Origin of the sequence: Citrobacter sp. CK189, from assembly GCF_030333505.1 — a bacterium.
GTDB lineage: Bacteria > Pseudomonadota > Gammaproteobacteria > Enterobacterales > Enterobacteriaceae > Citrobacter_B > Citrobacter_B koseri.
In genome coordinates this window covers 168,186-192,899 of record NZ_JAOWFV010000037.1, presented here as the reverse complement: position 1 = coordinate 192,899, position 24,714 = coordinate 168,186, and the positions used below count along the sequence as shown (strand labels likewise).

General features: G+C 58.3%; 23 protein-coding genes and 1 riboswitch. Of the genes, 5 read left to right on the top strand and 18 right to left on the bottom strand.

The window, feature by feature from the left end; all coding sequences use genetic code 11:
* Positions 1–50: 50 nt before the first annotated feature.
* Positions 51–485 carry a universal stress protein UspA gene (gene uspA, locus OGV83_RS08740; RefSeq protein WP_000323571.1) on the bottom strand — a complete coding sequence of 145 codons (435 nt, stop codon included), beginning with the start codon at positions 483–485 and terminating at the stop codon, positions 51–53.
* Positions 486–876: 391 nt separating this feature from the next.
* Between uspA and uspB the strand changes: the two genes are divergently transcribed.
* Positions 877–1,212, top strand: coding sequence for a universal stress protein UspB (gene uspB / locus OGV83_RS08735; RefSeq protein ID WP_012135627.1), 336 nt, complete (start codon positions 877–879; stop codon positions 1,210–1,212).
* A 142-nt stretch (positions 1,213–1,354) separates the two neighbouring features.
* On the opposite strand, the gene pitA is transcribed toward uspB, so the two are convergent.
* The gene (gene pitA / locus OGV83_RS08730) at positions 1,355–2,851 is read right to left on the bottom strand and encodes an inorganic phosphate transporter PitA (protein WP_012135626.1); all 1,497 of its coding nucleotides are present in this window, start codon (positions 2,849–2,851) and stop codon (positions 1,355–1,357) included.
* 230 nt (positions 2,852–3,081) lie between these two features.
* Between pitA and OGV83_RS08725 the strand changes: the two genes are divergently transcribed.
* Positions 3,082–4,275: a BaiN/RdsA family NAD(P)/FAD-dependent oxidoreductase gene (locus OGV83_RS08725; protein ID WP_047460455.1), complete on the top strand. Its 1,194-nt coding sequence runs from the start codon at positions 3,082–3,084 to the stop codon at positions 4,273–4,275.
* A gap of 37 nt (positions 4,276–4,312) precedes the next feature.
* On the opposite strand, the gene OGV83_RS08720 is transcribed toward OGV83_RS08725, so the two are convergent.
* Entirely contained in the window at positions 4,313–5,326 is a 1,014-nt protein-coding gene (locus tag OGV83_RS08720) for a magnesium transporter (protein ID WP_049011520.1), read from the bottom strand.
* 56 nt (positions 5,327–5,382) lie between these two features.
* Positions 5,383–5,566, bottom strand: a riboswitch (M-box (ykoK) riboswitch).
* A gap of 413 nt (positions 5,567–5,979) precedes the next feature.
* Here OGV83_RS08720 and OGV83_RS08715 point away from each other — a divergent pair.
* The 3 genes from OGV83_RS08715 to OGV83_RS08705 are packed head-to-tail and all read left to right on the top strand — an operon-like array spanning position 5,980 to position 10,915.
* A complete protein-coding gene (locus OGV83_RS08715; RefSeq protein ID WP_012135621.1) occupies positions 5,980–7,047 on the top strand; it encodes an HlyD family secretion protein in 1,068 nt (355 codons plus the stop codon).
* Positions 7,044–9,791 (top strand): ribosome-associated ATPase/putative transporter RbbA, encoded by a 2,748-nt coding sequence (gene rbbA / locus OGV83_RS08710; protein ID WP_286463440.1) that lies wholly within the window; start codon positions 7,044–7,046, stop codon positions 9,789–9,791. Before OGV83_RS08715 ends, rbbA begins: the two co-directional genes overlap by 4 nt.
* Entirely contained in the window at positions 9,791–10,915 is a 1,125-nt protein-coding gene (locus OGV83_RS08705; protein WP_049011518.1) for an ABC transporter permease, read from the top strand. The genes rbbA and OGV83_RS08705 overlap by 1 nt, the downstream gene beginning before the upstream one ends.
* A gap of 120 nt (positions 10,916–11,035) precedes the next feature.
* On the opposite strand, the gene nikR is transcribed toward OGV83_RS08705, so the two are convergent.
* From nikR to OGV83_RS08630, 15 genes are all read right to left on the bottom strand, one after another.
* A complete protein-coding gene (nikR, locus tag OGV83_RS08700) occupies positions 11,036–11,437 on the bottom strand; it encodes a nickel-responsive transcriptional regulator NikR (protein WP_012135616.1) in 402 nt (133 codons plus the stop codon).
* A gap of 5 nt (positions 11,438–11,442) precedes the next feature.
* Complete coding sequence (gene nikE, locus OGV83_RS08695) at positions 11,443–12,249, bottom strand: nickel import ATP-binding protein NikE (RefSeq protein WP_248622790.1); 807 nt, start codon at positions 12,247–12,249, stop codon at positions 11,443–11,445.
* The gene (gene nikD, locus OGV83_RS08690) at positions 12,246–13,010 is read right to left on the bottom strand and encodes a nickel import ATP-binding protein NikD (protein ID WP_115181015.1); all 765 of its coding nucleotides are present in this window, start codon (positions 13,008–13,010) and stop codon (positions 12,246–12,248) included. The genes nikE and nikD overlap by 4 nt, the downstream gene beginning before the upstream one ends.
* The gene (gene nikC / locus OGV83_RS08685) at positions 13,010–13,843 is read right to left on the bottom strand and encodes a nickel ABC transporter permease subunit NikC (protein WP_012135613.1); all 834 of its coding nucleotides are present in this window, start codon (positions 13,841–13,843) and stop codon (positions 13,010–13,012) included. The genes nikD and nikC overlap by 1 nt, the downstream gene beginning before the upstream one ends.
* Positions 13,840–14,784 carry a nickel ABC transporter permease subunit NikB gene (gene nikB / locus OGV83_RS08680; RefSeq protein ID WP_012135612.1) on the bottom strand — a complete coding sequence of 315 codons (945 nt, stop codon included), beginning with the start codon at positions 14,782–14,784 and terminating at the stop codon, positions 13,840–13,842. Before nikB ends, nikC begins: the two co-directional genes overlap by 4 nt.
* A complete protein-coding gene (gene nikA, locus OGV83_RS08675; protein WP_248622802.1) occupies positions 14,784–16,358 on the bottom strand; it encodes a nickel ABC transporter substrate-binding protein in 1,575 nt (524 codons plus the stop codon). The genes nikB and nikA overlap by 1 nt, the downstream gene beginning before the upstream one ends.
* 175 nt (positions 16,359–16,533) lie before the next feature.
* On the bottom strand, positions 16,534–17,121 hold the full coding sequence (gene acpT / locus OGV83_RS08670) for a 4'-phosphopantetheinyl transferase AcpT (RefSeq protein WP_012135610.1): 588 nt from the start codon (positions 17,119–17,121) through the stop codon (positions 16,534–16,536).
* A 1-nt stretch (position 17,122) separates the two neighbouring features.
* Positions 17,123–18,352 (bottom strand): beta-ketoacyl-ACP synthase, encoded by a 1,230-nt coding sequence (locus tag OGV83_RS08665; protein ID WP_058668238.1) that lies wholly within the window; start codon positions 18,350–18,352, stop codon positions 17,123–17,125.
* Positions 18,349–19,080 carry a 3-ketoacyl-ACP reductase FabG2 gene (locus OGV83_RS08660; RefSeq protein ID WP_012135608.1) on the bottom strand — a complete coding sequence of 244 codons (732 nt, stop codon included), beginning with the start codon at positions 19,078–19,080 and terminating at the stop codon, positions 18,349–18,351. The genes OGV83_RS08665 and OGV83_RS08660 overlap by 4 nt, the downstream gene beginning before the upstream one ends.
* Positions 19,077–19,553: a hotdog family protein gene (locus OGV83_RS08655; RefSeq protein WP_023285755.1), complete on the bottom strand. Its 477-nt coding sequence runs from the start codon at positions 19,551–19,553 to the stop codon at positions 19,077–19,079. The genes OGV83_RS08660 and OGV83_RS08655 overlap by 4 nt, the downstream gene beginning before the upstream one ends.
* Positions 19,550–20,719, bottom strand: coding sequence for a beta-ketoacyl-[acyl-carrier-protein] synthase family protein (locus OGV83_RS08650; protein ID WP_114848083.1), 1,170 nt, complete (start codon positions 20,717–20,719; stop codon positions 19,550–19,552). Before OGV83_RS08650 ends, OGV83_RS08655 begins: the two co-directional genes overlap by 4 nt.
* 1 nt (position 20,720) lies before the next feature.
* The gene (locus OGV83_RS08645; protein WP_096753934.1) at positions 20,721–21,272 is read right to left on the bottom strand and encodes a DUF3261 domain-containing protein; all 552 of its coding nucleotides are present in this window, start codon (positions 21,270–21,272) and stop codon (positions 20,721–20,723) included.
* A 122-nt stretch (positions 21,273–21,394) separates the two neighbouring features.
* On the bottom strand, positions 21,395–23,719 hold the full coding sequence (locus OGV83_RS08640) for an MMPL family transporter (RefSeq protein ID WP_248622791.1): 2,325 nt from the start codon (positions 23,717–23,719) through the stop codon (positions 21,395–21,397).
* A complete protein-coding gene (locus tag OGV83_RS08635; protein ID WP_047460500.1) occupies positions 23,688–24,293 on the bottom strand; it encodes a LolA family protein in 606 nt (201 codons plus the stop codon). Before OGV83_RS08635 ends, OGV83_RS08640 begins: the two co-directional genes overlap by 32 nt.
* Positions 24,290–24,712 carry an acyl-CoA thioesterase gene (locus tag OGV83_RS08630; RefSeq protein ID WP_012135602.1) on the bottom strand — a complete coding sequence of 141 codons (423 nt, stop codon included), beginning with the start codon at positions 24,710–24,712 and terminating at the stop codon, positions 24,290–24,292. Before OGV83_RS08630 ends, OGV83_RS08635 begins: the two co-directional genes overlap by 4 nt.
* Positions 24,713–24,714: the final 2 nt, after the last annotated feature.

Sequence of the window (24,714 nt, the reverse complement as noted above, 5' to 3'; positions counted from 1 at the left end):
ATGAATGCCTGGCCGGATAAGGCGTCAGCCGCCATCCGGCACAACAGAACTTACTCTTCTTCGTCGCGCAGCGGAACAATCAGCATGTCGACATGCACGGTATTAATCAGCTGGCGTGCTGAAGACATCAGTTTGCTCCAGAAGTCCTGATGATGACCACAAACGACCAGATCCATATCGTATTTTTTGATCGCGTCAACCAGTACCTGACCCAGATCGCCGCTGCCGCTCAGGGTTTCGGTGATAGGGTAACCGGCATTGGTGGAAAGTTCGGTCAGCGCATGGTGTGTTTCTTCAGAGATGCGTTTTTGCATATCGCCCAGATTCACGTCGATCAGGCCGGTGTACAGGTCAGAGTAATTGACATCAACGTGGATAAGAGAGACTTTCGCGTTGTAAGGACGCGCCATTGAAACCGCTTTTTCTACCAGAACTTTACTTTCCGGGGAAAGGTCAACCGCGATGAGAATGTGTTTGTAAGCCATAGTGTTACTCCTTCCATAAGTTGTCGATGACTAGCCAGCTAGCGTTTCTTGTGCCGCCGCGTCACCCGCGTCCTGCGAACTACAGCGCGGGGCTAGCCCAGCCGAGAAGTGAATGTAAAGACTATCCTTACATTATAGCGACCTGGATAATCCGTCAATCCGCCTTGCTTGCCAATCAGTTAAACAAAATTTTCAGTTAATTGCATTGATAGCGGTTAACCTTCTGGCAAAAAAATTAACTGATCTCCTACACTATTTAATAGAGCCGTTCGGATGCAGGGCACTGGCGTGAACGGTTTAGCAGGACTCTTTCACTGAACTGTCTGGCTGAGTATCGGGGGAGCGGTAGTCCCGGAGAGGAGCTCCGTGGGCGGGTCGCCGGGGAGGAGGTATGATAAGCACCGTCGCATTATTCTGGGCTTTATGTGTCGTTTGCATTGTTAATATGGCGCGCTATTTCTCATCGTTACGCGCGCTGTTAGTGGTACTGCGTGGTTGCGATCCATTGCTCTACCAATATGTGGATGGAGGTGGCTTCTTTACCTCACATGGTCAACCCAACAAACAGATGCGTCTGGTGTGGTATATCTACGCGCAACGTTATCGCGATCACCACGATGATGAATTCATCCGCCGTTGTGAACGCGTTCGCGGCCAGTTCATCCTCACCAGCGCATTATGCGGTCTGGTGCTGATCAGTATGGTTGCGCTGTTGATTTGGCACTGAGCAAAAAAAGCGGGTCAGTTTCCTGACCCGCTCAATACGGTTGATTCTGCATTCCTTTGCCTGATGGCGCGTCGCTTTAAGGCCTACGTGCTGCGTTTTTGTAGGCCGGATAAGGCATCGCCGCCATCCGGCACGGTCGCGCTTAGATAATCTTTAGCGAGATCCAGTACAGCACGCCGGACAGAATAATCGCCGCTGGCAGGGTAAACACCCAGGCCATCAGAATGCTGGTGACCGTTTTGCGCTGTAGACCGCCACCGTCCACAACCATTGTCCCCGCGACGGAGGAAGAAAGGACGTGCGTGGTGGATACCGGCATACCGGTGTAGCTGGCGAGACCGATAGAGACTGCGGCCGTCATCTGCGCCGACATCCCTTGCGCATAGGTCATGCCTTTCTTACCAATCTTCTCACCGATGGTGGTCGCCACGCGGCGCCAGCCGATCATGGTGCCAATACCCAGCGCCAGCGCGACGGCCATGATTATCCAGATCGGCGCGTACTCAATGGTGCTCAGCATATCGGTTTTCAGTTTTTTCAGCAGACGCTGGTCGTCATTGCTTACGCCAGGCAGCTTCACGACTTTATCGGTCGTGTCGGAGATGCACAGCATAATGCGACGCAGCTGGCTACGCTGGTCAACGCTTAACGTGTCGTAGCTTTCCAGATTCGCCAGCATACCTTTCGCGCGATCAAGCGCATTGATGGTATTCGCCGGGTGGCAGTGGAACTCTGCGGGTTCTGTCGCGCCCGGTTCCGGTGCGGGAATCAGTTGATCCACGCCGGTGACTTTTTTCAGCAGATCAGGGTGCTGCTGGAAGTACGTTTCGACGTTGTTGATGGCGTCGCGGGTACGGGTAATTTCATAGCCGGATGCGTTCATATTGACGACGAAGCCCGCAGGCGCCACGCCAATCAGAACCAGCATGACCAGACCAATGCCTTTCTGACCATCGTTAGCGCCATGAGAGAACGCCACGCCGATAGCCGAGAGGATAAGTGCGATACGCGTCCAGAATGGCGGCTTTTTCTTACCGTCTTTCTTTTCACGTTCAGCAGGGGTCAGGTGGATACGTGCGCGCTTTTTAGTGCCGCTCCAGTAGCGACGCAGCAAAAAGATCAGACCGCCAGCAAACACCAGGCCTACGATAGGGGAGACAATCAGTGACCCAAAGATATTGATAACTTTAGGTATATTTAGCGCATCCACCACTGAAGTGCCGGTCATCATTGCATTGGTTAAACCGATACCAATGATGGCGCCAATCAGCGTATGGGAACTGGAGGCAGGCAGACCAAAGTACCATGTACCGAGGTTCCAGATAATGGCCGCCAGCAACATAGAGAACACCATAGCGAGGCCATGTGCGGAACCCATGTTAAGCAGCAAATCCGTAGGCAACATATGCACGATGGCATAGGCTACACTCAGACCGCCCAGTAGAACGCCAAAGAAGTTAAAGACCGCAGCCATAACAACCGCCAGTTGCGAACGCATCGCACGGGTATAAATCACGGTTGCCACTGCGTTGGCTGTATCATGGAAGCCGTTAATCGCTTCGTAGAACAGCACAAAAGCCAGAGCAAGCAATAATAAAAGCCCGGTATGTAAATCCAGGCCAGCAAACAAATGTAGCATAGGACGTTACGCCATTTTGAGGACATGAACGCGGCGCATTATCAGTGACTTTCGCGGCGCGGGCAAAGTGAAATATAGACTTTTTTTGATATAACGCCTGCTTAATGTCATGCCACTAAAGAATTATCTTATAGAATTCAATTAAATACTCATATCCATTGATTTTGTCGCTGGTGCGACCACTGAGGAATCTTTACAATTCACGCCCTGTTTTCAGAGAGGATCGCAAAGTGGAAAGGTTTGATGCCGTTATTATAGGCGCTGGCGCGGCGGGTATGTTCTGTGCGGCGCAGGCCGGTCAGGCGGGTCGCCGCGTGCTGCTCATCGATAATGGTAAAAAACCGGGGCGTAAGATCCTGATGTCCGGCGGCGGACGCTGCAACTTCACGAATCTGTATGTCGAACCTGCTGCCTATCTGAGCCAGAACCCCCATTTCTGCAAATCGGCGCTGGCGCGTTACACCCAGTGGGACTTTATCGATCTGGTGGGCAAACACGGCATCGCCTGGCATGAAAAAACGCTCGGCCAGCTGTTCTGCGACGACTCTGCGCAGCAAATTGTCGATATGCTGGTGGCGGAATGCGCAAAGGGCAACGTGACGATGCGCCTGCGCAGCGAAGTGCTCAGCATTGCGCGTGATGACGAAGGGTTTACCCTGGAACTGAACGGCATGACGGTCGCAGCGAAAAAAGTGGTGATCGCCACGGGCGGCCTCTCCATGCCGGGTCTGGGCGCGTCGCCGTTGGGTTATAAAATTGCCGAACAGTTTGGTCTGGACGTCCTGCCGACCCGCGCCGGGCTGGTGCCCTTCACGTTGCATAAACCGCTGCTGGAGCAGCTTCAGGTGTTATCCGGCGTTTCGGTGCCTGCGGTGATCGCGGCGCAGGACGGTACGGTATTCCGTGAAAATCTGCTCTTTACCCACCGTGGGCTGTCAGGCCCGGCGGTTTTACAGATTTCGAGTTTCTGGCAGCCCGGCGAATTTGTCAGCATCAATTTGCTGCCGGAGGTCGATCCTGATGATTTCCTCAATGAACAACGTTGCGCGCACCCGAATCAAAGCCTGAAAAATACGCTGGCGATGCAGTTGCCGAAGCGCCTGGTGGAATGTTTACAGCAGCTTGGGCAGATCCCGGATGTTTCCCTGAAACAGTTGAACGCACGCGAGCAGCAGGCGCTGATTGAAACGCTGACCGAATGGCGCGTACAGCCTAACGGTACGGAAGGCTATCGCACGGCGGAAGTGACGCTTGGCGGCGTGAACACCGATGAACTTTCTTCGCGCACGATGGAGGCCCGAAAAGTGCCGGGACTTTATTTTATCGGCGAGGTGATGGATGTCACCGGTTGGCTGGGGGGCTATAACTTCCAGTGGGCCTGGTCGAGCGCGTGGGCATGCGCGCAGGCGCTGAGCGAAGGATAACGGGTTTGCCCGACCAGAGAGCGGTCGGGCGCAGTTGTCAGTTCAGGCCAAGAAAATACTGGGCGATTTTAAAGTAGATAATCAGTCCGGTGCCGTCGATCAGCGTGGCGATAAACGGCGCAGAGACCACCGCAGGGTCGATGCCGATGCGCTTGAGCACCATCGGGATCACCGATGACACCACCGCGCTCCACAGCGTAATGCATACCAGCGTCAGGCTGACGATCAGCGTGATTTCCACGCCGATACCCATCATCCAGGCGCGCAGACAACCCGCCAGGCCCAGCGTTATGGCGATCAGCAGCGAGGTCGACGCCTCTTTGCGAATGACCCGCCCCATGTCGCGCAGCCGCACTTCGCCCAGCGCCATTGCGCGCACCAGCGTAGAGGTTATTTGCGTGCCGCTGTTGCCGCCGGTGCCAATCAGCAGGGGGATGAAGAAGGCCAGCGCAATCGCTGACTCCAGCGCCTCTTCGAAATGTTGCAGTACGCTACTGGTATAGGCTTCCGCCACAAACAGCAACAGCAGCCACACAGAACGTTTCTTCCACAGCGTCCACGGGCTGATGTCCAGATACGGTTTCTCCAGCGGCAGCGTCGCCCCCTGGCGCTGCACGTCTTCAGTGACGTCATCTTCCAGAAGATGGGCAATCTCTTTTTCCATCAGGCAGCCGACCAGCTCGCCTTTATCGACGACCGGCACCAGATCGAGCTGGCGTTCGGTCAGCTCGGCAATGATGTGTGGACGTTCGTCGTCGGGTTTGACGCGAAACAGGCAACTGTCCATTAAGGCGCGGATAGATTGCGCCGTGTCGCTTGCCTGCAAAAGTTTCTTGATGGATAAAACCCCGCGCAGCTGTTTTTCCGCAACCACAAACACCTGGCCGGGAATATCATCTGAGGTGAGTTGCGACACAAAGAATTCACGCGCCTCATGAACGCTGAGATGATCCGGCAGCGTAATAAAATCGGTACGCATATATTGCGCGATAGCATCGCCGTCAAAAGCCGGAGCCGGGTGATGTGCGTTGCAAACGTGGATGGATGACATTGATGTAATTCCCTATAAAAAGCTCTCATAGGGGCGAACAAGACAGGATGAGCACAGGCAGATCCCTACGTCCTGGTTTTAGCACTGCACAACGTATCTGCCCGATAGTGATATCGTCAGAAGTTACCTTGGCAACACCTTGATTCGATGGATGCCTGTATTTCCCTGAGTGGTCTCTCTCGATACCAGCAGGGCGGTAACTTATATTTGTGCAGGAGCCTCGCCATAACGAGATCGATAAAATGAGCCGCCAGTATAGAGAATGTTAACCATTCACAATGTTTATAATTTAGATGGTTTATCAACGGTTGATATACCACATCGTCTCTCTGCCAATAAAAGCCAGCGAAACCCATTAAAGAATGAAGTGAATAGACATCACGGGTATTGGTGTTAGTATTTCATTGATAGTACATATGAGTATGCGTGTTTCATTTACGGCCAGGAACGCTGATGATGACAACATTAGTACCCGTTTTTCGAGCATTTCCGTCATTCACTTTCCTTTACGGCGAGCGCCGCGCTGACGCCTGCATGCCGTCTGGCCATTTTCTTTTTTTCCTTCTTATCCCGGATGGAATATCCCGCTGAACATGTGTTCGGGGGTGTTGTGACACGCATTGTTGGCTAACAGGGATCACGGCGGGTCGGATATGGACAAAATAAAGCGTCATCTGGTGTGGTGGAGTGTTGGCATCCTGGTGGCAATAGCAGCCGTAGCGTGGTGGATGCTACGTCCTGCTGGCGTACCGGATGGCTTTGCCGCCAGCAACGGCAGAATTGAGGCAACAGAAGTCGATATTGCCACCAAAATCGCCGGTCGAATTGACACCATTCTGGTGTCGGAAGGGCAGTTTGTGCGCCAGGGCGAGGTGCTGGCGAAGATGGACACCCGCGTGTTGCAGGAACAGCGGCTGGAAGCCATCGCGCAAATCAAAGAGGCTGAAAGCGCGGTTGCCGCCGCGCGCGCCCTGCTGGAGCAACGCCAGAGCGAAACGCGCGCCGCCCAGTCGGTGGTGAAGCAGCGTGAAGCCGAGCTGGATTCGGTCTCCAAACGTCATGTGCGTTCCCGCTCGCTGTCGCAGCGCGGTGCGGTTTCCGCTCAACAGCTGGATGACGATCGCGCCGCTGCCGAAAGCGCTCGCGCCGCGCTGGAATCCGCCAAAGCCCAGGTCTCTGCGACGAAAGCGGCGATTGAAGCGGCCCGCACCAGCATTATTCAGGCGCAGACCCGCGTAGACGCGGCGCAGGCTACCGAGCGACGCATTGTGGCGGACATCGATGACAGTGAATTAAAAGCGCCGCGAGATGGCCGCGTCCAGTACCGCGTTGCCGAACCGGGAGAGGTGCTGTCTGCGGGCGGTCGGGTGCTGAATATGGTCGATCTCAGCGATGTCTACATGACCTTCTTCCTGCCGACCGAGCAGGCCGGCCTGTTGAAAATTGGCGGAGAAGCGCGCCTGGTGCTGGATGCCGCGCCCAGCCTGCGCATTCCGGCCACCATCAGTTTTGTCGCCAGCGTCGCGCAGTTCACGCCGAAAACCGTCGAAACCAGCGATGAACGGCTGAAGCTGATGTTCCGCGTGAAGGCGCGTATCCCGCCAGCGCTGTTACAGCAGCATCTGGAATACGTTAAAACCGGTTTGCCGGGTATGGCATGGGTGCGGCTGGATGAACAGCGCCCCTGGCCTGACGATCTGGCGGTGAGGCTGCCGCAATGACGAACCTGGCGCGTCTTCCCATTCCTCCCGTGGCGCACCTTGACGGCGTGAGTCAGCATTACGGGGCAACGGTGGCGCTGAACAACATCACGCTGGATATCCCAGCTCGCTGTATGGTGGGGCTGATTGGCCCGGACGGCGTCGGTAAGTCGAGCCTGCTATCACTTATCTCCGGCGCGCGCGTTATCGAGCAGGGCAATGTGCGGGTGCTGGGCGGCGACATGCGCGACGCGACGCACCGCCGCGATGTCTGCCCACGGATAGCCTGGATGCCGCAGGGGCTGGGAAAGAACCTCTACCATACGCTGTCGGTATATGAGAACGTCGATTTCTTCGCGCGTCTCTTCGGGCATGATAAAGCGGAGCGTGAAGCGCGAATTACCGATCTGCTGAACAGCACCGGGCTGGCGCCGTTTCGCGATCGCCCGGCGGGGAAGCTCTCGGGCGGCATGAAACAAAAACTGGGGCTGTGCTGCGCGCTGATCCATGACCCGGAACTGCTGATTCTTGACGAGCCTACCACCGGGGTTGACCCGCTTTCCCGCGCCCAGTTCTGGGCGTTGATCGACAGCATTCGTCAGCGCCAGACTAACATGAGCGTGCTGGTCGCCACGGCCTATATGGAAGAAGCCGAGCGTTTCGACTGGCTGGTGGCGATGAACGCAGGTGAAGTGATGGCGACGGGCAGTGCGCAAGAACTGCGGGACAAAACCGGCAGCGCCACGCTGGAGCAGGCGTTTATCGCCCTGTTGCCAGAGGCGCAGCGCCAGGCGCACAAACCCGTTGTTATCCCGCCTTATGATGCGACGCAGGAAGAGATCGCCATTGAGGCGAAAGATCTGACCATGCGGTTTGGCAATTTCGTCGCCGTCGATCACGTCAATTTCCGCATCCCGCGCGGAGAGATTTTTGGTTTTCTGGGATCGAACGGCTGCGGCAAGTCCACCACCATGAAAATGCTCACCGGGCTGCTGCCTGCCAGCGAAGGGGAAGCCTGGCTGTTCGGACAGTCGGTTGACCCGAAGGATATTGAAACCCGCCGCCGGGTGGGTTACATGTCGCAGGCGTTTTCACTCTACAGCGAGCTGACCGTGCGGCAAAACCTGGAGCTACATGCCCGCCTGTTCCACATCCCGGACGCAGAGATTCCGCAGCGCGTAGCGCAGATGAGCGAGCGTTTTATGCTCTCTGACGTCGAAGATATGCTGCCGGAGGCGCTGCCGCTCGGTATTCGCCAGCGCTTGTCGCTGGCGGTGGCGGTGATCCATCGCCCGGAAATGCTGATTCTGGATGAGCCGACCTCCGGCGTGGACCCGGTCGCCAGGGATATGTTCTGGCAGTTGATGGTGGATCTGTCGCGCCAGGATAAGGTGACCATTTTTATCTCCACCCACTTTATGAACGAAGCGGAACGCTGTGACCGCATGTCGCTGATGCACGCCGGAAAGGTGCTTGCCAGCGGCACGCCGCAGGAACTGGTAGAGCGGCGGGGCGCTGCCAGTCTTGAAGAGGCGTTTATCTCCTGGTTACAGGAAGCCGCAGGGCCAGCGCCAGTATCACCGCTGCCGCCAGCGGACGCGCCAGACGCGCATAAAACGGGTAAACCGCCGCGCCAGGGCTTTAGTCTGCGACGCCTGTTCAGCTACAGCCGCCGTGAAGCGCTGGAGCTGCGCCGCGATCCGGTACGATCAACGCTGGCCTTGCTGGGGACGGTCATTTTGATGCTGATCATGGGCTACGGTATCAGCATGGATGTGGAAAACCTGCGCTTTGCCGTGCTCGATCGCGATCGAACCGTCAGCAGCCAGGCCTGGTCGTTGAACCTGGCGGGGTCTCGCTATTTTATCGAGCAGCCGCCGCTCACCAGTTATGACGATCTTGACCGGCGTATGCGCTCGGGCGAGGTGGCGGTCGCGATAGAACTTCCGCCCAATTTTGGACGGGATATCGCCCGCGGCACGCCGGTGCAGATTGGCGTGTGGGTAGATGGCGCAATGCCCAGTCGCGCGGAAACGGTAAGGGGATACGTACAGGCGATGCACCAGAGCTGGCTACAGGATGTGGCGAGCCGTCAGCCGAACGCCAGCAGCCAGGGCGGGCTGATGACTATTGAAACACGCTATCGCTACAACCCGGATGTGAAAAGCCTGCCAGCGATTGTGCCGGCGGTAATTCCGCTGCTGTTGATGATGATCCCGTCAATGCTCAGCGCCCTGAGCGTGGTGCGTGAAAAAGAGCTGGGATCGATTATCAACTTGTATGTGACGCCGACCACCCGTAGCGAATTTTTACTCGGTAAACAGTTGCCGTACATCGCGCTGGGGATGCTGAACTTCCTGTTGCTCTGCGCGCTGTCGGTGTTCGTTTTTGGCGTGCCGCATAAGGGCAGCTTCCTGACGCTCACCCTGGCGGCGCTGCTCTACGTCACCATCGCCACCGGAATGGGGCTGCTGATTTCGACGTTTATGAAAAGCCAGATCGCCGCGATTTTCGGCACCTCGATCATTACACTGATCCCGGCGACGCAGTTCTCCGGGATGATCGACCCGGTGGCGTCGCTGGAAGGGCCGGGGAGATGGATCGGCGAGATCTACCCGACCAGCCATTTTCTGACGATCGCGCGCGGTACGTTCTCGAAAGCGCTGGATCTGATGGATCTCTGGCCTCTGTTCGTGCCGTTGGCGATCGCCATTCCGCTGGTGATTGGCCTGAGCGTATTGCTGCTGAAAAAACAGGAGGGGTGATGCGCCGATTACGCAATATTTATAACCTCGGCATCAAAGAGTTACGCAGCCTGCTGGGGGATAAGGCAATGCTGACGCTGATTGTCTTTGCCTTCACGATTTCGGTGTACTCCTCCGCCACCGTTCTGCCGGGTTCGCTGCACCTTGCGCCAATCGCGATTGCCGATATGGACCAGTCTCAGCTGTCGAATCGCATTGTGAACAGCTTCTATCGCCCGTGGTTCCTGCCGCCGGAGATGATCACCGCCGATGAGATGGACGCCGGACTGGATGCCGGACGTTACACCTTTGCCGTCAATATTCCGCCCAATTTCCAACGGGATGTGCTGGCGGGGCGGCAGCCGGATATTCAGGTGAACGTCGATGCGACGCGCATGAGTCAGGCGTTTACCGGCAACAGCTATATCCAGAACATCATCAGCGGCGAGGTGAACAGCTTTGTGGCGCGTTACCGCGACAATAGCGAGCCGCTGGTCTCGCTGGAAACCCGGATGCGCTTCAACCCGAATCTGGACCCGGCATGGTTCGGCGGCGTAATGGCGATTATTAATAACATCACCATGCTGGCGATTGTGCTGACCGGCTCGGCGCTGATCCGCGAGCGGGAGCACGGGACGATTGAACACCTGCTGGTGATGCCGATCACCCCGTTTGAGATCATGATGGCGAAGGTCTGGTCGATGGGGCTGGTGGTGCTGGTGGTTTCCGGGCTGTCGCTGATGCTGATGGTAAAGGGGGCACTCGGCGTGCCGATTGAGGGCTCCATCCCGCTGTTTATGCTGGGTGTCGCGTTAAGCCTGTTCGCCACCACGTCTATCGGCATTTTTATGGGCACCCTGGCGCGTTCGATGCCGCAACTGGGGCTGCTGATGATTCTGGTGCTGCTGCCGTTGCAGATGCTCTCCGGCGGTTCCACGCCGCGTGAAAGTATGCCGCAGATGGTGCAGGACATCATGCTGACGATGCCGACCACTCACTTTGTCAGCCTCGCGCAGGCGATACTTTATCGCGGCGCCGGGTTTGGCATCGTCTGGCCGCAGTTTCTGACGCTGCTGGCGATCGGCAGTGCTTTCTTCCTGATAGCGCTACTGCGTTTCAGAAAGACGATTGGCACGATGGCGTAAACATTATTGCCGGATGGCGGCTGCGCCTTATCCGGCCTACGAACTTATCCGGCCTGTGAACTACCAACGGAAACGATGTAGGCCGGGCAAGCGAAGCGCCCCCGGCAACGAAACAGGCAATCACTCTTCCTTCGGCAAACACTGCAAATGACCGTGGCGCACGCCGCGCTGGGCGATGACGTCATCGGCAAAATGCTGAACGTCGCCCATATCGCCTTTCAGTACGGCGATCTCCAGACAGTCGTCGTGATTAATGTGTACATGCAGCGTCGCCACCGACAAATCATGGTGATGATGCTGAGTGGAAACGATGCGGCTGGCTAAATCGCGTTTCTCATGCTCATAAACATACGAGAGCACCGCGAAGCCCTGGGTGCCGTGCTCCTGCGTGGCCTCCTGCGCCAGCGCGCCGCGCAGAATGTCACGAATCGCTTCGGAGCGGTTGTTGTAGCCCCGGCGCTGGCTCAGGCTATCCAGCGTTTCGAGTAAATCGTCATCGAGAGTAATAGTGACACGTTGCATCTGAATTAAACCTTTTCTGTCGCGCGACGGCGCACGGGAAATGCGGGAAGTACCGCATTTTGTAACACACGCCCGGCGTCAGAGGAAAAGGTTAATGTGTCACCTACGGTTCGCGTCTCAACAATCTGCCCTTCATCCATCACCATTACCCGGTGGCAAAAACGTTCCACCAGACGTAAATCGTGGGTGATAAACAGACAGGCGGTGCCGAACTGCTGTTGCAGCTTTTTGAGCAGACGAATGACGCCCGCCTGCAATACCAGATCGAGGTTGGAGACCGCTTCATCCAGAATCAGTAACTTGGGTTCGACCGCCAGCGCCCGCGCCAGGCAGACGCGCTGTAATTGCCCGCCGCTCAGCTGTGGCGGACGTTTATCCAGAAGCGTGTCGTCCAGGTCCACCGCCCGCAGCATCTCGCTGGTGCGCGCGATTTGTTCGGCTCTGGAAAGCGACAGCAAATGGCGCATCGGTTCACGCAGGATCTCGCGTACGGTTTTACGCGGGTTTACCGCGCTGATTGAGTCCTGAAACACCATCTGGATATCACGGCGAAACGCTTTTTGTCTGGCCCGGTTAAGCGTGGAGAGCGGCTCGCCCTGCCAGCAGACGCGGCCCTGCGTCGGCGATTCCAGCCCGACCAGCAGGCGGGCAAGCGTGCTTTTCCCGCAGCCGCTACGCCCCAATAACGCCACGGTTTCGCCGCTTTTCAGGCTTAATGACACCTCTTTCAGCACCGTGTGATGCTGATGTTTGCCGCTGAGGTTAGCGTGCGCGTATTGATGGGAAATACCGCTTACCGTCAGTAACGTCATGAGGCTAACTCCATACCGTACAGCGCGAGATGCGCCGAAACCAGATTACGCGTCACGCTATGCTGCGGGGTGCGGAATAACGTTTCAACGTCACCCAGTTCTACGATCTTGCCGTTGTCCATTACTGCCACATCGTCCGCCAGTCGCGCGACGACGCCCATATCATGAGTGACCAGCAGCATACCGGGCGCGCGGCTACGCATAATGCTTTCCAGGAGATCGAGGATTCGTGCCTGGGCGACCACGTCCAGGTCGGTTGTTGGTTCGTCCGCGATGATGAACGGCGCGTCACACAGCAGCGCCATCGCAATCATCATGCGTTGCAGCATGCCGCCGCTCATCTCGAACGGGTAAAGCTTCAGTACCCGCGCGGCATTTTCCAGACCTACCGCCTCCAGTGCCGCGATAAGCGTGGCGTCATCCGCCGGTTTACCTGCCGCCAGGCAGGTTTCTTTTGCGTGGGCCGCCATCGTGTGCAGCGGATTAAAGGCGCTGCGCGGGTTCTGCATGATGGTCGCGACCTTAATTCCACGCAGCTTGCAGGGGGAAATCGGCTGACCATCGGCCAGAATGGCGCCCGCTGTCTGACGCACGCCTGCGGGCAGGATGCCCAGCGCCGCCGCGCAGGTCAGCGATTTACCGCTGCCGCTGCCGCCTACCAGCGCCAGTACGCGCCCACGCCTGAGCGCTAACGACACGCCGTGCACCAACGGTCTGTCTGCTTGCAACACAATGTTTTGTAATTCAATTTGTTGTGGCATCAGTGGGCATGCTCCGTCACCAGATGAGGGTCGAGGTGATCGCGCAGGGCGTCACCCACCATGTTAAAGGCCATCACGCTGATAAACAGCGCCAGTCCCGGCCAGAACATCTGTAGCGGCTGAGTCCAGATATACTGGCGCGCATCGTTAATCATTACGCCCCATTCCGGCGTTGGCGCAGTGACGCCGAGGCCGAGGAATGACATCCCGGCGACGTGCAGCATCATATGGCCGATATCCAGCGTCGCCAGCACGAGCAGGGAGGGGATCACCGCCCCGGCCAGGTGGTCGATAAACACGCGCACATGCCCGGCGCCGGAAAGGCGCGAGGCGAGCACAAATTCACGCTGGCGCAGGGAGATCACCAGGCTGCGCACCATCCGCGCATACCAGGCCCAGTGCGACAGGGCGATTGCGATGATGACGTTGGTCAACCCCGTCCCCAACACGCCCACGAGGAAAAAAGAGAGGATGGAGGTCGGGAACGTCATAAAGATATCCGCGACGCGCATGGTGAACTGATCGACGCGACCGCCCATCAGTCCGGCGCTGCCGCCGACGATCAGCCCCAGCGCTAACACCAGCAACAAACAGGCGATTACGGAACCGAGCGAGACGCGGGTTGCCGCCAGCAGGCGGGAGAAAATATCGCGCCCCAGATGGTCGGTGCCCAGCCAGTGCTGGCTGTCCGGCGACAGTAAACGTGACGGTAAATCAATCGCCTGCGGATCGTACGGCAACCACCACTGGCTGGTGAGCGCGATGATCGCCAGCAAAGCGATAATGAGGAGCGCCAGGCGCACCGGCCAGCGTGCAGAGAGAAAAAAATTCACGAATGCGCTCCTTCATGGCGACGAATGCGCGGGTCCAGCGCGGCGTTCAGCAGGTCAACAATCAGGTTACAGACCACGAAAACCACCACCATAATGAGCGTAAAGCACTGAATGACCGGGTAGTCGCGGTTAAAAATGGCTGACACCGCATAGCGCCCGACGCCCGGCCAGGCGAAGATGTTTTCGATAATCATCGTGCCGCCAATCAGTTCGCCAATGTGCATCCCGACGGCGGTAATCATGGGTAGCGACGCGTTACGCAGAATATGGCGGCGCTCGGTTTGTTTCGCGTTCAGGCCGCGCAGACGCGCCCATGTGACGTGGCGCTGACCGGCGACTTCCAGCATGCTGGCGCGCAGCAGGCGGGCGTTAATCGCCAGCGACATAAACGCAATCGACACCGCAGGCAGAATGATGTGCTGCCAGCCGCCGTAGCCCATTGCCGGTAGCCACTTTAAATACACCGAGAAGAACATCACCAGCAGGAAGGCGAGCCAGAAGTTGGGCATTGATACGCCGAGAAACGCGATCAGCCGCACGATGAAGTCCGGCAGACGGTCACGATGGCGCGCCGCCCAGATCCCCAGCGGTACAGACGTGAGCAGGATCAGCACCAGCGCCGCGCCCGCCAGCTGTAGCGTGGCGGGCAGAAAGTTCAGTACGTCCTCCAGCACCGGGCGCTGAGTGGCGAAAGAGATGCCAAAATCCAGATGCAGCGCTTTCCACAGCCAGGAGCCGTACTGCACGACCAGCGGTTGATCCAACCCCAGCATAACCCGCGTGGAGGCGACCATCTCTGGCGTTGGCGGTAAGTTAGAGAGCCGCAGATAGTCGAGCGCCGGGTCGCCGGTGCCCATGCGCAGCATTAAAAAGATAATTACCGACGCGGCGAAAATCATCGGGATCAGCAGCAAAATGCGCCGCACAATATAACGCAGCATCAGGGTTTCACCGGGTTGATCTGTTCAAATGGGATCTCGGAGGTAATGGGCGCATAAGGAATTTTCCCCAGCCCGGGTTTCGCCACCACCATCATCGACATATAGCTGATGGGCAGATACACCGCATCGTTATGCAGACGCGTGAGGATGTCGCGATACAGAGACTTACGCTGCGCCTCATCGGTGGTGGTGAGCACCTCGCCAATTTCTTTATCAATTTGCGCTTTGTCCGGCAGCCCAAGCTGCGCCTGATAATCGGCGTGGGACGGTACGCGCATCGAGCTCATAAACGCATGCGGATCGTACGGCGCGCCCCAGGTGCGGGAGAAAATCATCCCGAAACGGCCATCGCGCATACGGGCATAAATACTGCTCTCTTCCTCGCCTACCAGCGACACATCGACGCCCACTTTGCGCATATCGGCCTGGATGATTTCCGCCATCGATTTGCTCAGCGCGTCGGTGCCGATATAGGCCAGCTCAACGTGTAGCGGCTGACCGGCTTTTTCACGAATGGTTTTCCCGGCAGGCAATGTCCAGCCCGCTTTTTCCAGCAGCGTGTTAGCCTGTTGGGGATCGTACTGGCGTGGTTTCAGGCCAATGTCGGCGTAAGGCACGGAGGGGGCAAACAGCGTATCGGCGATCTGCTGGGTGCCGTACAGGGCATTATCGATCAGCGATTTTTTATTTACCGCATAGTTCAGCGCTTCACGCACCGCCAGCTCGTTGGTTGGCGCTTTGGCGGAGTTCAGCGCCAGCATGACGGTCTCAACCGGCGCGGAAAGCTGGGTACGGTATTCCGGCGTCTGGCTGAAACGGGCGAAGGTATCGAGCGGCAGCAGTCCTTCATTGCCATACAGCAGGTCAATATCGCCGGTCTCAAAGGCCACCGCGCGGGTCGTCGGGTCCGGGATCACTTTAATCGTTATCTGGCGGATCGCAGGTTTTTCGCCCCAGTAGTGGTCATTGCGTACCAGCACGTCGTACTGGTTGAGCTTCGACGCTTTCAGAACCCACGGCCCGGTTCCGACAGGCGCTTTAATGCCGTTCATCGTTTCGTTGTTTTTAAACTGGGACGGGGCGATAAAGCGGAAAGGGCGCGGCAGGGCGAGTTCTTGCAGGAAAGGATAATAGGCGCTTTTCAGGGTGATTTGCAGTTCGGTTTTACTCAGCGCTTTGACGTCGGTGATTTGGTTCGTCAGCTCCAGCCAGGCATGGCGCTGGCGGTTATCAAGCACCGCGCGGAAATTCTCTGCTGCGGCCTGGGCGTCAAACGCTTCGCCGTTAGAGAAGGTTACGTCATCGCGCAGCGTAAACACCCAGGTTTTGCCATCTGCCGAGTGGGTCCAGCTTTTTGCCAGCCAGGGTTTTACTGAACCATCCGCCTGATACTTCACCAGCGGTTCATACACCATGCTCTGGGCGAACATCTGGTTAGGCGTATAAAGGTGCGGGTTTAGCGGCCCTACGTTTACCGGCCATGCGGTGGTGATCTCGTCAGGTGCGGCGGCATGCGCGAGGAATGACGCACAGGCCAGCAGCGCAAAAAGTGTGCGGCGTAGTCTGGACAAAATGGTGGCCCCGATTAAAAAGAGGTACGACTAAATGAGTATGACGATTCTAAAGATTCATCATACTTTTGACGTGTTCTGGATCAATAGTTGGGCGGTCAAAGGGGGAAGGTATACGAAAATCATATGGTAGCGGCGGCGGAAGGGACACCGGGTGCGCCCCTTTTCCGCAATAAATTTACGCGATGGATTCCAGGCGCTGCACGCAATCAGCGGTCAGCGTGAACGGTGTCGGCGTGCAGACCGCCAGACTCAGGGTATCGAGCTGGCACTGGCTGACCGACAACGCCGAGTTGAGCGTGCTGTCCACGCTGACGATTTGCCAGGCGCTGCCGCCGCGCTGTTTTACGATAGCCTCTTTGCGCGTCCAGATGCGCCAGAACGCCGTCAGCTGTTGTTCGGGATGTTCGGCTTCCACTTCCGCATGTTCGCCAAGGCTGAACACCGCGTTGGCCAGCGACCGCCAGTTATCTCGCGGGCGGATCACTTCAATGTCGCAGCCGACTTCGCCCTCGTCGCTCAGCAGCAGGGCGATATCGTCCCCGCTATGACTCAGGTTAAACCAGAGCCGGGTGTCAGGAGAAAAAGCAGGTTTTCCCTGTTCGCCATACACAATCTCCGGCAATGGCGAAAGGGCATGGGAAAGCAGTACGCGACCGGCCAGCCAGCGCGCGCGGCGAGCGCCCTGCGGCGCCTGTGCGTACAGTGGCGACGGCAGCGCGCCTGTGCTCAGTGTCGAAACTTTTCCCAGAACAATCCGGTACATATCAGGGCCAACGTTTAATAATGATAGAAGTATTGATGCCGCCAAACGCAAAGTTGTTGCTTTGCAAAAACTCACAATCAATCTTGCGGGCTTCACCCATGATGTAATCCAGCGCGCCGCATTGGGTATCCGGCTGACTCAAGTTTAGCGTAGGTGCAAACCAACCTTCACGCATCATTTGCAGACTCATCCAGGCTTCCAGTGCCCCGCAGGCGCCAAGGGTATGCCCAAAGTAGCTTTTTAGCGAGGAGATCGGCACATTATCGCTATAAATTGCGGCCGTTGCCTGACTTTCTGCGATATCGCCCCGATCGGTCGCCGTGCCGTGGGCGGAAATGTACCCTATATCCCGTGCGCTTAAGCCTGCTATTTTCAGCGATTGTTCCATGCAAATCTGCATGGTTTCACGCTGTGGCTGGGTGATATGCGCGGCGTCGCAGTTAGTGGCAAAGCCGATGATTTCGCCGTAAATGGTCGCCCCTCGGGCTTTGGCATGTTCCAGCTCTTCGAGAATCAGCGTCCCTGCGCCTTCGCCAATTACCAGACCATCGCGCTTTTCATCGAACGGCGAAGGCGTCGTTTTCGGTTCGTCATTGCGCTGGCTGGTGGCAAACAGCGTGTCAAAAACCGCCGCTTCAGACGGGCATAACTCTTCTGCGCCGCCGGCGACCATCACCGTCTGGTAGCCGTGACGAATCGCTTCCCAGGCATAACCAATCGCCTGACTGCCGGAGGTGCAGGCGCTGGACGTCGGGATCACGCGGCCCCGCAGGCCAAAGAACAGCCCGGTATTGACGGCGGTGGTGTGCGGCATCATCTGCACGTAAGTGGTGCCGGTGATGTTGTTGGTGTGTTTCTCCGTCAGCATGGTGGCGAATTCGCTCACCGGACCGGTACTGCCGGTAGAAGAACCATAGGCAATTCCGGTTTCGCCGTTGGTCAGCACCGCATCGTCGATAAGCCCTGCCTGCTCCAGCGCCAGTTCGGTGGCGCGGGTGGACATGAGCGACACGCGGCCCATCGCCCGAATACGCTTGCGGGTATAGTGTGCCGGTAGGGTGAAATCATCGACTGGCGCGCCGAGCAGCGTATGCAGTCCGTCATAAACCTGCCATTCCGGCATCTGGCGCACGGCGTTTTCGTAAGCTTTCAGTCTGGTGGAAACGTCCTGCCAGTTCTCGCCAAACGCGGTGACGCCGCCCATGCCTGTAATCACAACGCGACGCGTCATAACATCCCTCCATTGATGGATATGACCTGGCGGGTAACGTAACCCGCAATATCCGACATTAAATAACTGGCCAGCCCTGCCACTTCATCTGCCTGGCCCATACGTTTCATTGGGATGATGGACATCGCCTCTTTCAGCGCGGCCTCTTCCATTGCGATCATGCCGGTGTCAATCAGCCCCGGCGCGATGCAGTTGACGGTGATTTTACGTTTTGCCAGCTCAATCGCCAGCGCTTTTGTCGCACCGATAATGCCCGCTTTTGCGGCGCTGTAGTTAACCTGACCACGGTTGCCCATCACGCCGGAAACGGATGACAGGGTAATGATCCGTCCACCCTGACGTGCGCTAATCATCGGCATGATGCACGGCTGAATCACATTGTAAAAGCTGTCGAGATTGGTGTGGATCACGGCATCCCAGTCGTCGTCGCTCAGCGCCGGAAAGGCAGCGTCGCGGGTGATCCCGGCGTTGCTGACTACGCCATACCACGGGCCATGCGCGTCGATATCCTGCTCCAGCACCTCGCGGCACTGCTCGCGACTGGCGACGTCAAAACTGAGCAGACGGCCTGCGCCGCCGACGGCGAGAATGGCATCCAGCGTTTCTTGCGCGCCCTGTGCGTCACGGTGATAGTGAACCCCGACAACAAAGCCGTCAGCCGCCAGTTGACGGGCGATGGCGCGACCGATGCCTTTGCTGGCCCCGGTAACCAGAACGGAACGACTCATGTTGCAGCTCCCTGTTGAAATAGCGTGGTGAGTTCTTCCTGCGTGGGCTGGAACGTATTTACGCGGCCTGTCGCCAGCGTGTCATCCCCCACGTCGATTGTGCATTCAAAGCTGCCGAAACGCTCATCCTGCATGAGTAATGTGGCCCTGATGGTCAGCGTTTCCCCGGCGGGGAGGGCGCCTGCGGCGCAGACGAGTTCACGCGCGCCGAGCACCATGCCCAAAGAGATGGCGCTCTGACCCTGTTGATGACGATGCCAGCCTGACCAGACGCCGACGGTTTGCGCCATCAGTTCCAGCGCGAACCAGCCGGGCAGATTGCCCTGCGGGTCAAGAAACGGGGCCAGCACGCCGCCTGGCGCCACGGTGACGCGGCAGGCGGCGGACTCGTCCGTGACGCACTCGACGTCTTCGAGCAGCAACATGGGGGCGTCATGTGGCAGATACTCGCCGGGTGATAAATAGCGACTCATGAAACCCTCCCGAGCAGAATGCTGGCGTTGTTGCCGCCAAAGGCGAACGAGTTAGATAAGATCACCGGGCGTTCAAGCGCGCGCGGTTGTTCGATGATGCCGCAGCGCGGCAACGCCGGGTCACGCGGCGAATCGCTGAAATCCTGCGGCGGCAGCGGCAAGCCGCGTTGCAGAATCAACATGCTGAGGGCGGCTTCGGTGATTCCCGCAGCGCCCAGCGTGTGCCCGGTCAGATGTTTGGTGGAGCTACAGGGCACATTCTCGCCAAACAGTTCACTCACGACTTTCGATTCGATCTGGTCGTTGAGCGGCGTGGCGGTGCCGTGCAGGTTGATATAACCCACCTGCGTCGGCGTGATGCCTGCGTCATCGAGCGCCTGGGTAATCGCGCGAATCGCGCCTTCACCTTGCGGATGCGGCGCGGAAATATGGTACGCGTCGCTGGACTCGCCGACGCCCAGCAGCGCGACAGGCTGCGGTTCGCGGGTCAGCAGCATCAGCGCGGCCCCTTCACCGATGGTAATGCCGCTGCGATCCCGGCCGAACGGCAGGCATCGCGTTGGAGAGAGCGACTCCAGGCTGTGGAAGCCGTTAATCGGCATCCGGCTTAAGGTGTCCGCGCCGCCGACAATCGCCACGTCTGCCAGACCGGCTTCGATCAGTCGGCGTCCGCTGATGATCGCTCTGGCGCTGGAGGAACAGGCGGTGGAAAGGGTGAACGCCGGGCCATCAAGCGCCAGCCAGTGGCTGAGAAAGCGCGACGGATCGCCCAGCTCCTGCTGCGGGTACTGCCAGGAGAGGCTTTCCTGGCCGTTTAGCGTCAGGTTGACATGGGCATCACCCTCGTCGAGGCCGGAGGTGCTGGTGCCGAGCACCACGGCGACGCGATCGCGGCCATACTGCGCGATGGCTTCATCCACCCGGGGCTGGATCTGCGCGAGCGCGGCCAGCAGCAGCTGATTGTTGCGCGAACGGTGAGCGGCAAAGTCATCGGGGATGGCGGGCAGTTCGCCGTCAACACCGGCGAGCACCGCCTGTGGATGCCCCTGTAGCCAGCCGGGGCGAGGGCGCATGCCAGGCGCCACGCCGCGCGTCAGGTTCGTGGCGATCTCATCCGTATCGTTGCCCAGCGCGTTGATCATACCGATCGCAGAAATATAGATCATATCAGTCACCCAGATATTGAATGGTGATGTGGTATTTGAACACATGCTGCTCAATGCTGATTGGCTCGCGTTTGCCTTTGCGGTTCAGATAGATAATTTCCGTCACCAGCTTACCGCTGGCATTGCGCAGCTCGCGTTTGTCGCCGTTGTCGGTGAGCGTCCAGCCCGTCGGCAACTGCGGCTGCCAGGCGCTAATCGGCCAGTGGCTGAGCATTACGTCGGCCAGAACCTGGCTGGCGGGCGGCAGCTGCGGCACCACGATGGACTGCTCGGTGTGCAGCCCTTTCTCATCATAGGTGACAAGGAACAGGCGGATGCCAACCGACGACAGTCCGGCAAGGGTGATTTTTTGCTCGTCGGCATTGAGCATCACCAGCAGCGACTGGGTTTTGCCGTTAAAGCTGCCGGTGAGCAGTTGTTGCGAACTGACCGCCGGAGAGATGCCCGGCGCAGGCAGCGTGACGCGCGCGCCGGGTTCCAGCCACGCCTGCGGGCGGCCTTCCGGCGCTTTCTGCGAGTGGCTGCATCCGGTCAGAATGAGCGCTGCGGTCATCAGCAAAAACTGCCGGATGGCACTACGCTTATCCGGCCTGCGGTTTGTGCGCTGGCGTAGGCCGGATAAGGCAAAGCCGTCATCCGGCAAAAGGTGTCTCAACCAGCGCGCTGTTTGTTTGATCATCTTCTTTTTTTCTCTTTTTTACCGGGCATTGCCAGAGGCGATAACAGAAATGCGGTGAAAATCCCGCTGACCAGTACGATACCGAAACTGCTGATGGCCTGGGTGGCGCTAAAGACCAGCATGCCGAGGGTCAGCAGCGTGGTCATCATCGCCAGCGTAATCGCCAGTAGTGAGGTCAGCGGCGTTCCGCGTGGGTTGCTGAAAAACAGCGTATAGTTGATGCCAATCCCCAGCACCAGCACCAGCGCCAATAGCGAGAACAGATTGACCGCATGGCCGCTCAATGTCAGCGCTGCCAGACCGCAGCCCAGCGACAGCACTGACGGCACCAGGCTTACCAGCCCTTTGCGCCAGCCAAGCCTGATCATCGCGCCGCAGGCAATGACCGCCAGCGCCACAAACAGCAGTCCCGTCAGCACATTGCGATAGAGGGCGAACAGTGCGTCGAAGGTGCTTTTTCGGTCAACCCACGCCACGCCGGAATATTGCGTGGCGAGGGCGTTCAGCGCGGCGCTCCGCTTCACGCCGTCTACCGGCACCAGCACGCCGCTTTCGCCATTTTCCCGCGTCAGCCACAGCAGCCGCCAGCCTTCGCTGGCCGGGCTGGCAAGCCAGGCGTCCACCGTTACCGGCATGGCGTTCAGATCCGGGTTAACCGTGGAAAGCCCGGCATTCTGTAGCGCGCGGCTCACCGCCGGAGCAGCGTTTTTCAGTAGCTTCAGATCCTGCTGCTGACGGGCGAGCGAGTTGATCGGAAGCGTGCGATAGCCGCCGAGCAGCCCGTCGCGCTTTGCCTGTTCCAGCGCTGGGGTAAAGGCTTCCAGCCGCTCCAGCGTTTGCTGTGCGGACTGACCGTAAACCACAAACCATTTCTGATCGACGCTCTGCCCGGTCAGGGCGGTGATTGCTTTTTCCTGCGCAAGAATCTGCTGCGGCAGCGCCTGTAGCTGTGAAATATCGTCATCCACATGCAGTGTTGCGATGCCCGCCAGCGAGAAGATCGCCAGCGCCACAGGCAGGCCGATGGACAGTTTTTTATTGCGCCGCCACGCCGCCAGCCAGCGCAACATCAGCACCATTGCCGGAACGGGGCGCACAGGCAGCCCGCGACACAGCCACGGATGCCAGAAAATGACCGTCAGGCAGGAGGCGCTTAATCCCACGGCGGCAAATACCGCCATCTGGCGAATGCCGGGGAAAGGAGCGAGCATCATGATCAGATACGCCGCGACGGTGGTCAGCAGCGCCAGCAGCAGGGCGTTACGCACTTTGGCGAGGCTCTGCCACGGCGACGCGTCGTTGCCGTGCACCATGCGCTCGGTCAGGTAATAAAGCGTATAGTCGGCTGAAATACCGATGATGCTCATGCTCATCACCAGCGTCATCAGGTGCAGCTCGCCAAAAATCAACAGGGTGACGACGGTTCCGGCCAGCGCGCCGACGCCAATTGATATCAGGCACAGCAGCAGCGGGCGCAGCGAGCGAAAGACCGCCACGATCAGCAGAATCACGCCCAGAACCGTCGCCACGCCAAGGGTGGAGATATCCTGTTTCGCCTGCTGGCTGGCGTAATCACTGTAAAAAACCGTACCGCGCGACAGCAGCTGCGCCTGCGGATAACGTGTTTTTAGTTCACCTTCCAGCGCGCTGAGCGTGGTGACGAGCTGGTGCGTTTGCTGCATATCAAACGACGAACCGGCCAGCTCGCCGTGCAGCAGATACCAGTAGTGCCCCTGCTCATCCTGAGTGACCAGCCAGCCGTCCATCAGCCGCAGACGCTGGCCGTTTTTCGCCATCGCCAGCTGCGAACCGCGCATCAGCATCAGCGGATCGTTTTGCAGCTCTTTACCGCTCACCCCGGAGAAGGCGGAATACAGCTGAGACAGAATCCACTGCGCCTGCGCGTCGCCGCCGTTTTGCAGACGAGCACGGGTGGCCTCATCGATCAGGCCGTTGCGATGCTGCCAGAAAAAGGCGCCCCATGCCTGCTGGCTGTCGGCGTCCATCGGGCCTTTGACGTCCGCCAGCGCGTGGGATTTTTGCAACAGCGCGAGCCAGTCGCGCGCCACCTGCGGATCGGCCTGTTTACCCGGGCTTACCAGCCAGACCAGCTGTTGGTCGAGGCGCTGCATGAAACCGTCGTTCAGGCCAGGCGGAATGTTCCCTAAAGCCTGTTTTGGCAGCATTGCCAGCACGCTGCTGTTCAGCCGTGACTGGGGCAGCAGCGTCAGCAATGCGCCCAACATAATCAGGCAGGCGACACCCCATAGCAGCGCGAGGCTTTTACGGTTATTGCGCGGTAAAACGTTGGCGTTCGTCATCGGTCAGTTGAGCGGGCGTCAGTTGGTGTTGAGTGAGTGCGATATCCGTGCGATCGCCTTGTTTATCATTCAGTTGGATTGACTCCAGATACGTTTGTCCGGCCAGGTCAATCGTGGCGAAAATCTTGTCCAGCGGCGTGGTGATCGGCGTTAGCCGCAGCGCCCAGCGCCCCTCGCCTTTATCGGCGAAATCGACGCGGAAGTTCTGCTCCAGCACGCTGCGGTCAGCCTGGAACAGCGCGCGCAGCAGGTGATTAAACTGGAACATCTGCGGGTTGTTTTCGGCGGTGATGACCTGCGGCGGCTGGCCGTTGATCACCTGTACCATCCGTTTGTCGTCCAGCAGCAACTGCATCGGGAACGGGGCGGTTTGATCCCACAGCAGCCCCTGGTCGCGAGCGATCAGCATCCTGCCCTGGGATCGCAGCGGCTGCGGCAGATCCTTAATCGTCCGGGTTTGATCGAAGTGGGCGCGGACAACCGGCTGTTCGGTAAAGCGCTGTTGCAGATCGTCGAGCGTCAGAGCGCTCACGAACGGGCTGATGATCAGCGCCAGCAGCGGCAGGAATCTCATGGCGTTACTCCCATACGTTCAAACAAAATATCCGGGCTGACGAAGCACATCTCGCGGCTTTTCTCTTCTACCGCCACCTGGATGGTGTAACCCGTCGTGGCGCGTTTTCCCGTCTGCGCATCAAAAATTTCGTAGCCGATGCGCAGGCGGTTTTCGTACTCCTCAAGACGGGCGCGCACCCGAATGCGTTGTTCGAATGTCAGCGCGTTGCGGTACTTCACGCGGGTATCGACCACGGGCCACAGGTAGCCGGACGCTTTCATCTGGCGGTAGCCGTAGTCGAACTGGTTGAGCAGCGCCTCACGGGCAATCTCGAAGTAGCGGAAATAGTTGCCGTGCCACGCGACGCCCATCATATCGACGTCGTGGAACGGAATGGTCAGCTCTACTTCAGCAGTAAAACGGGGATCGTTAAGCACCC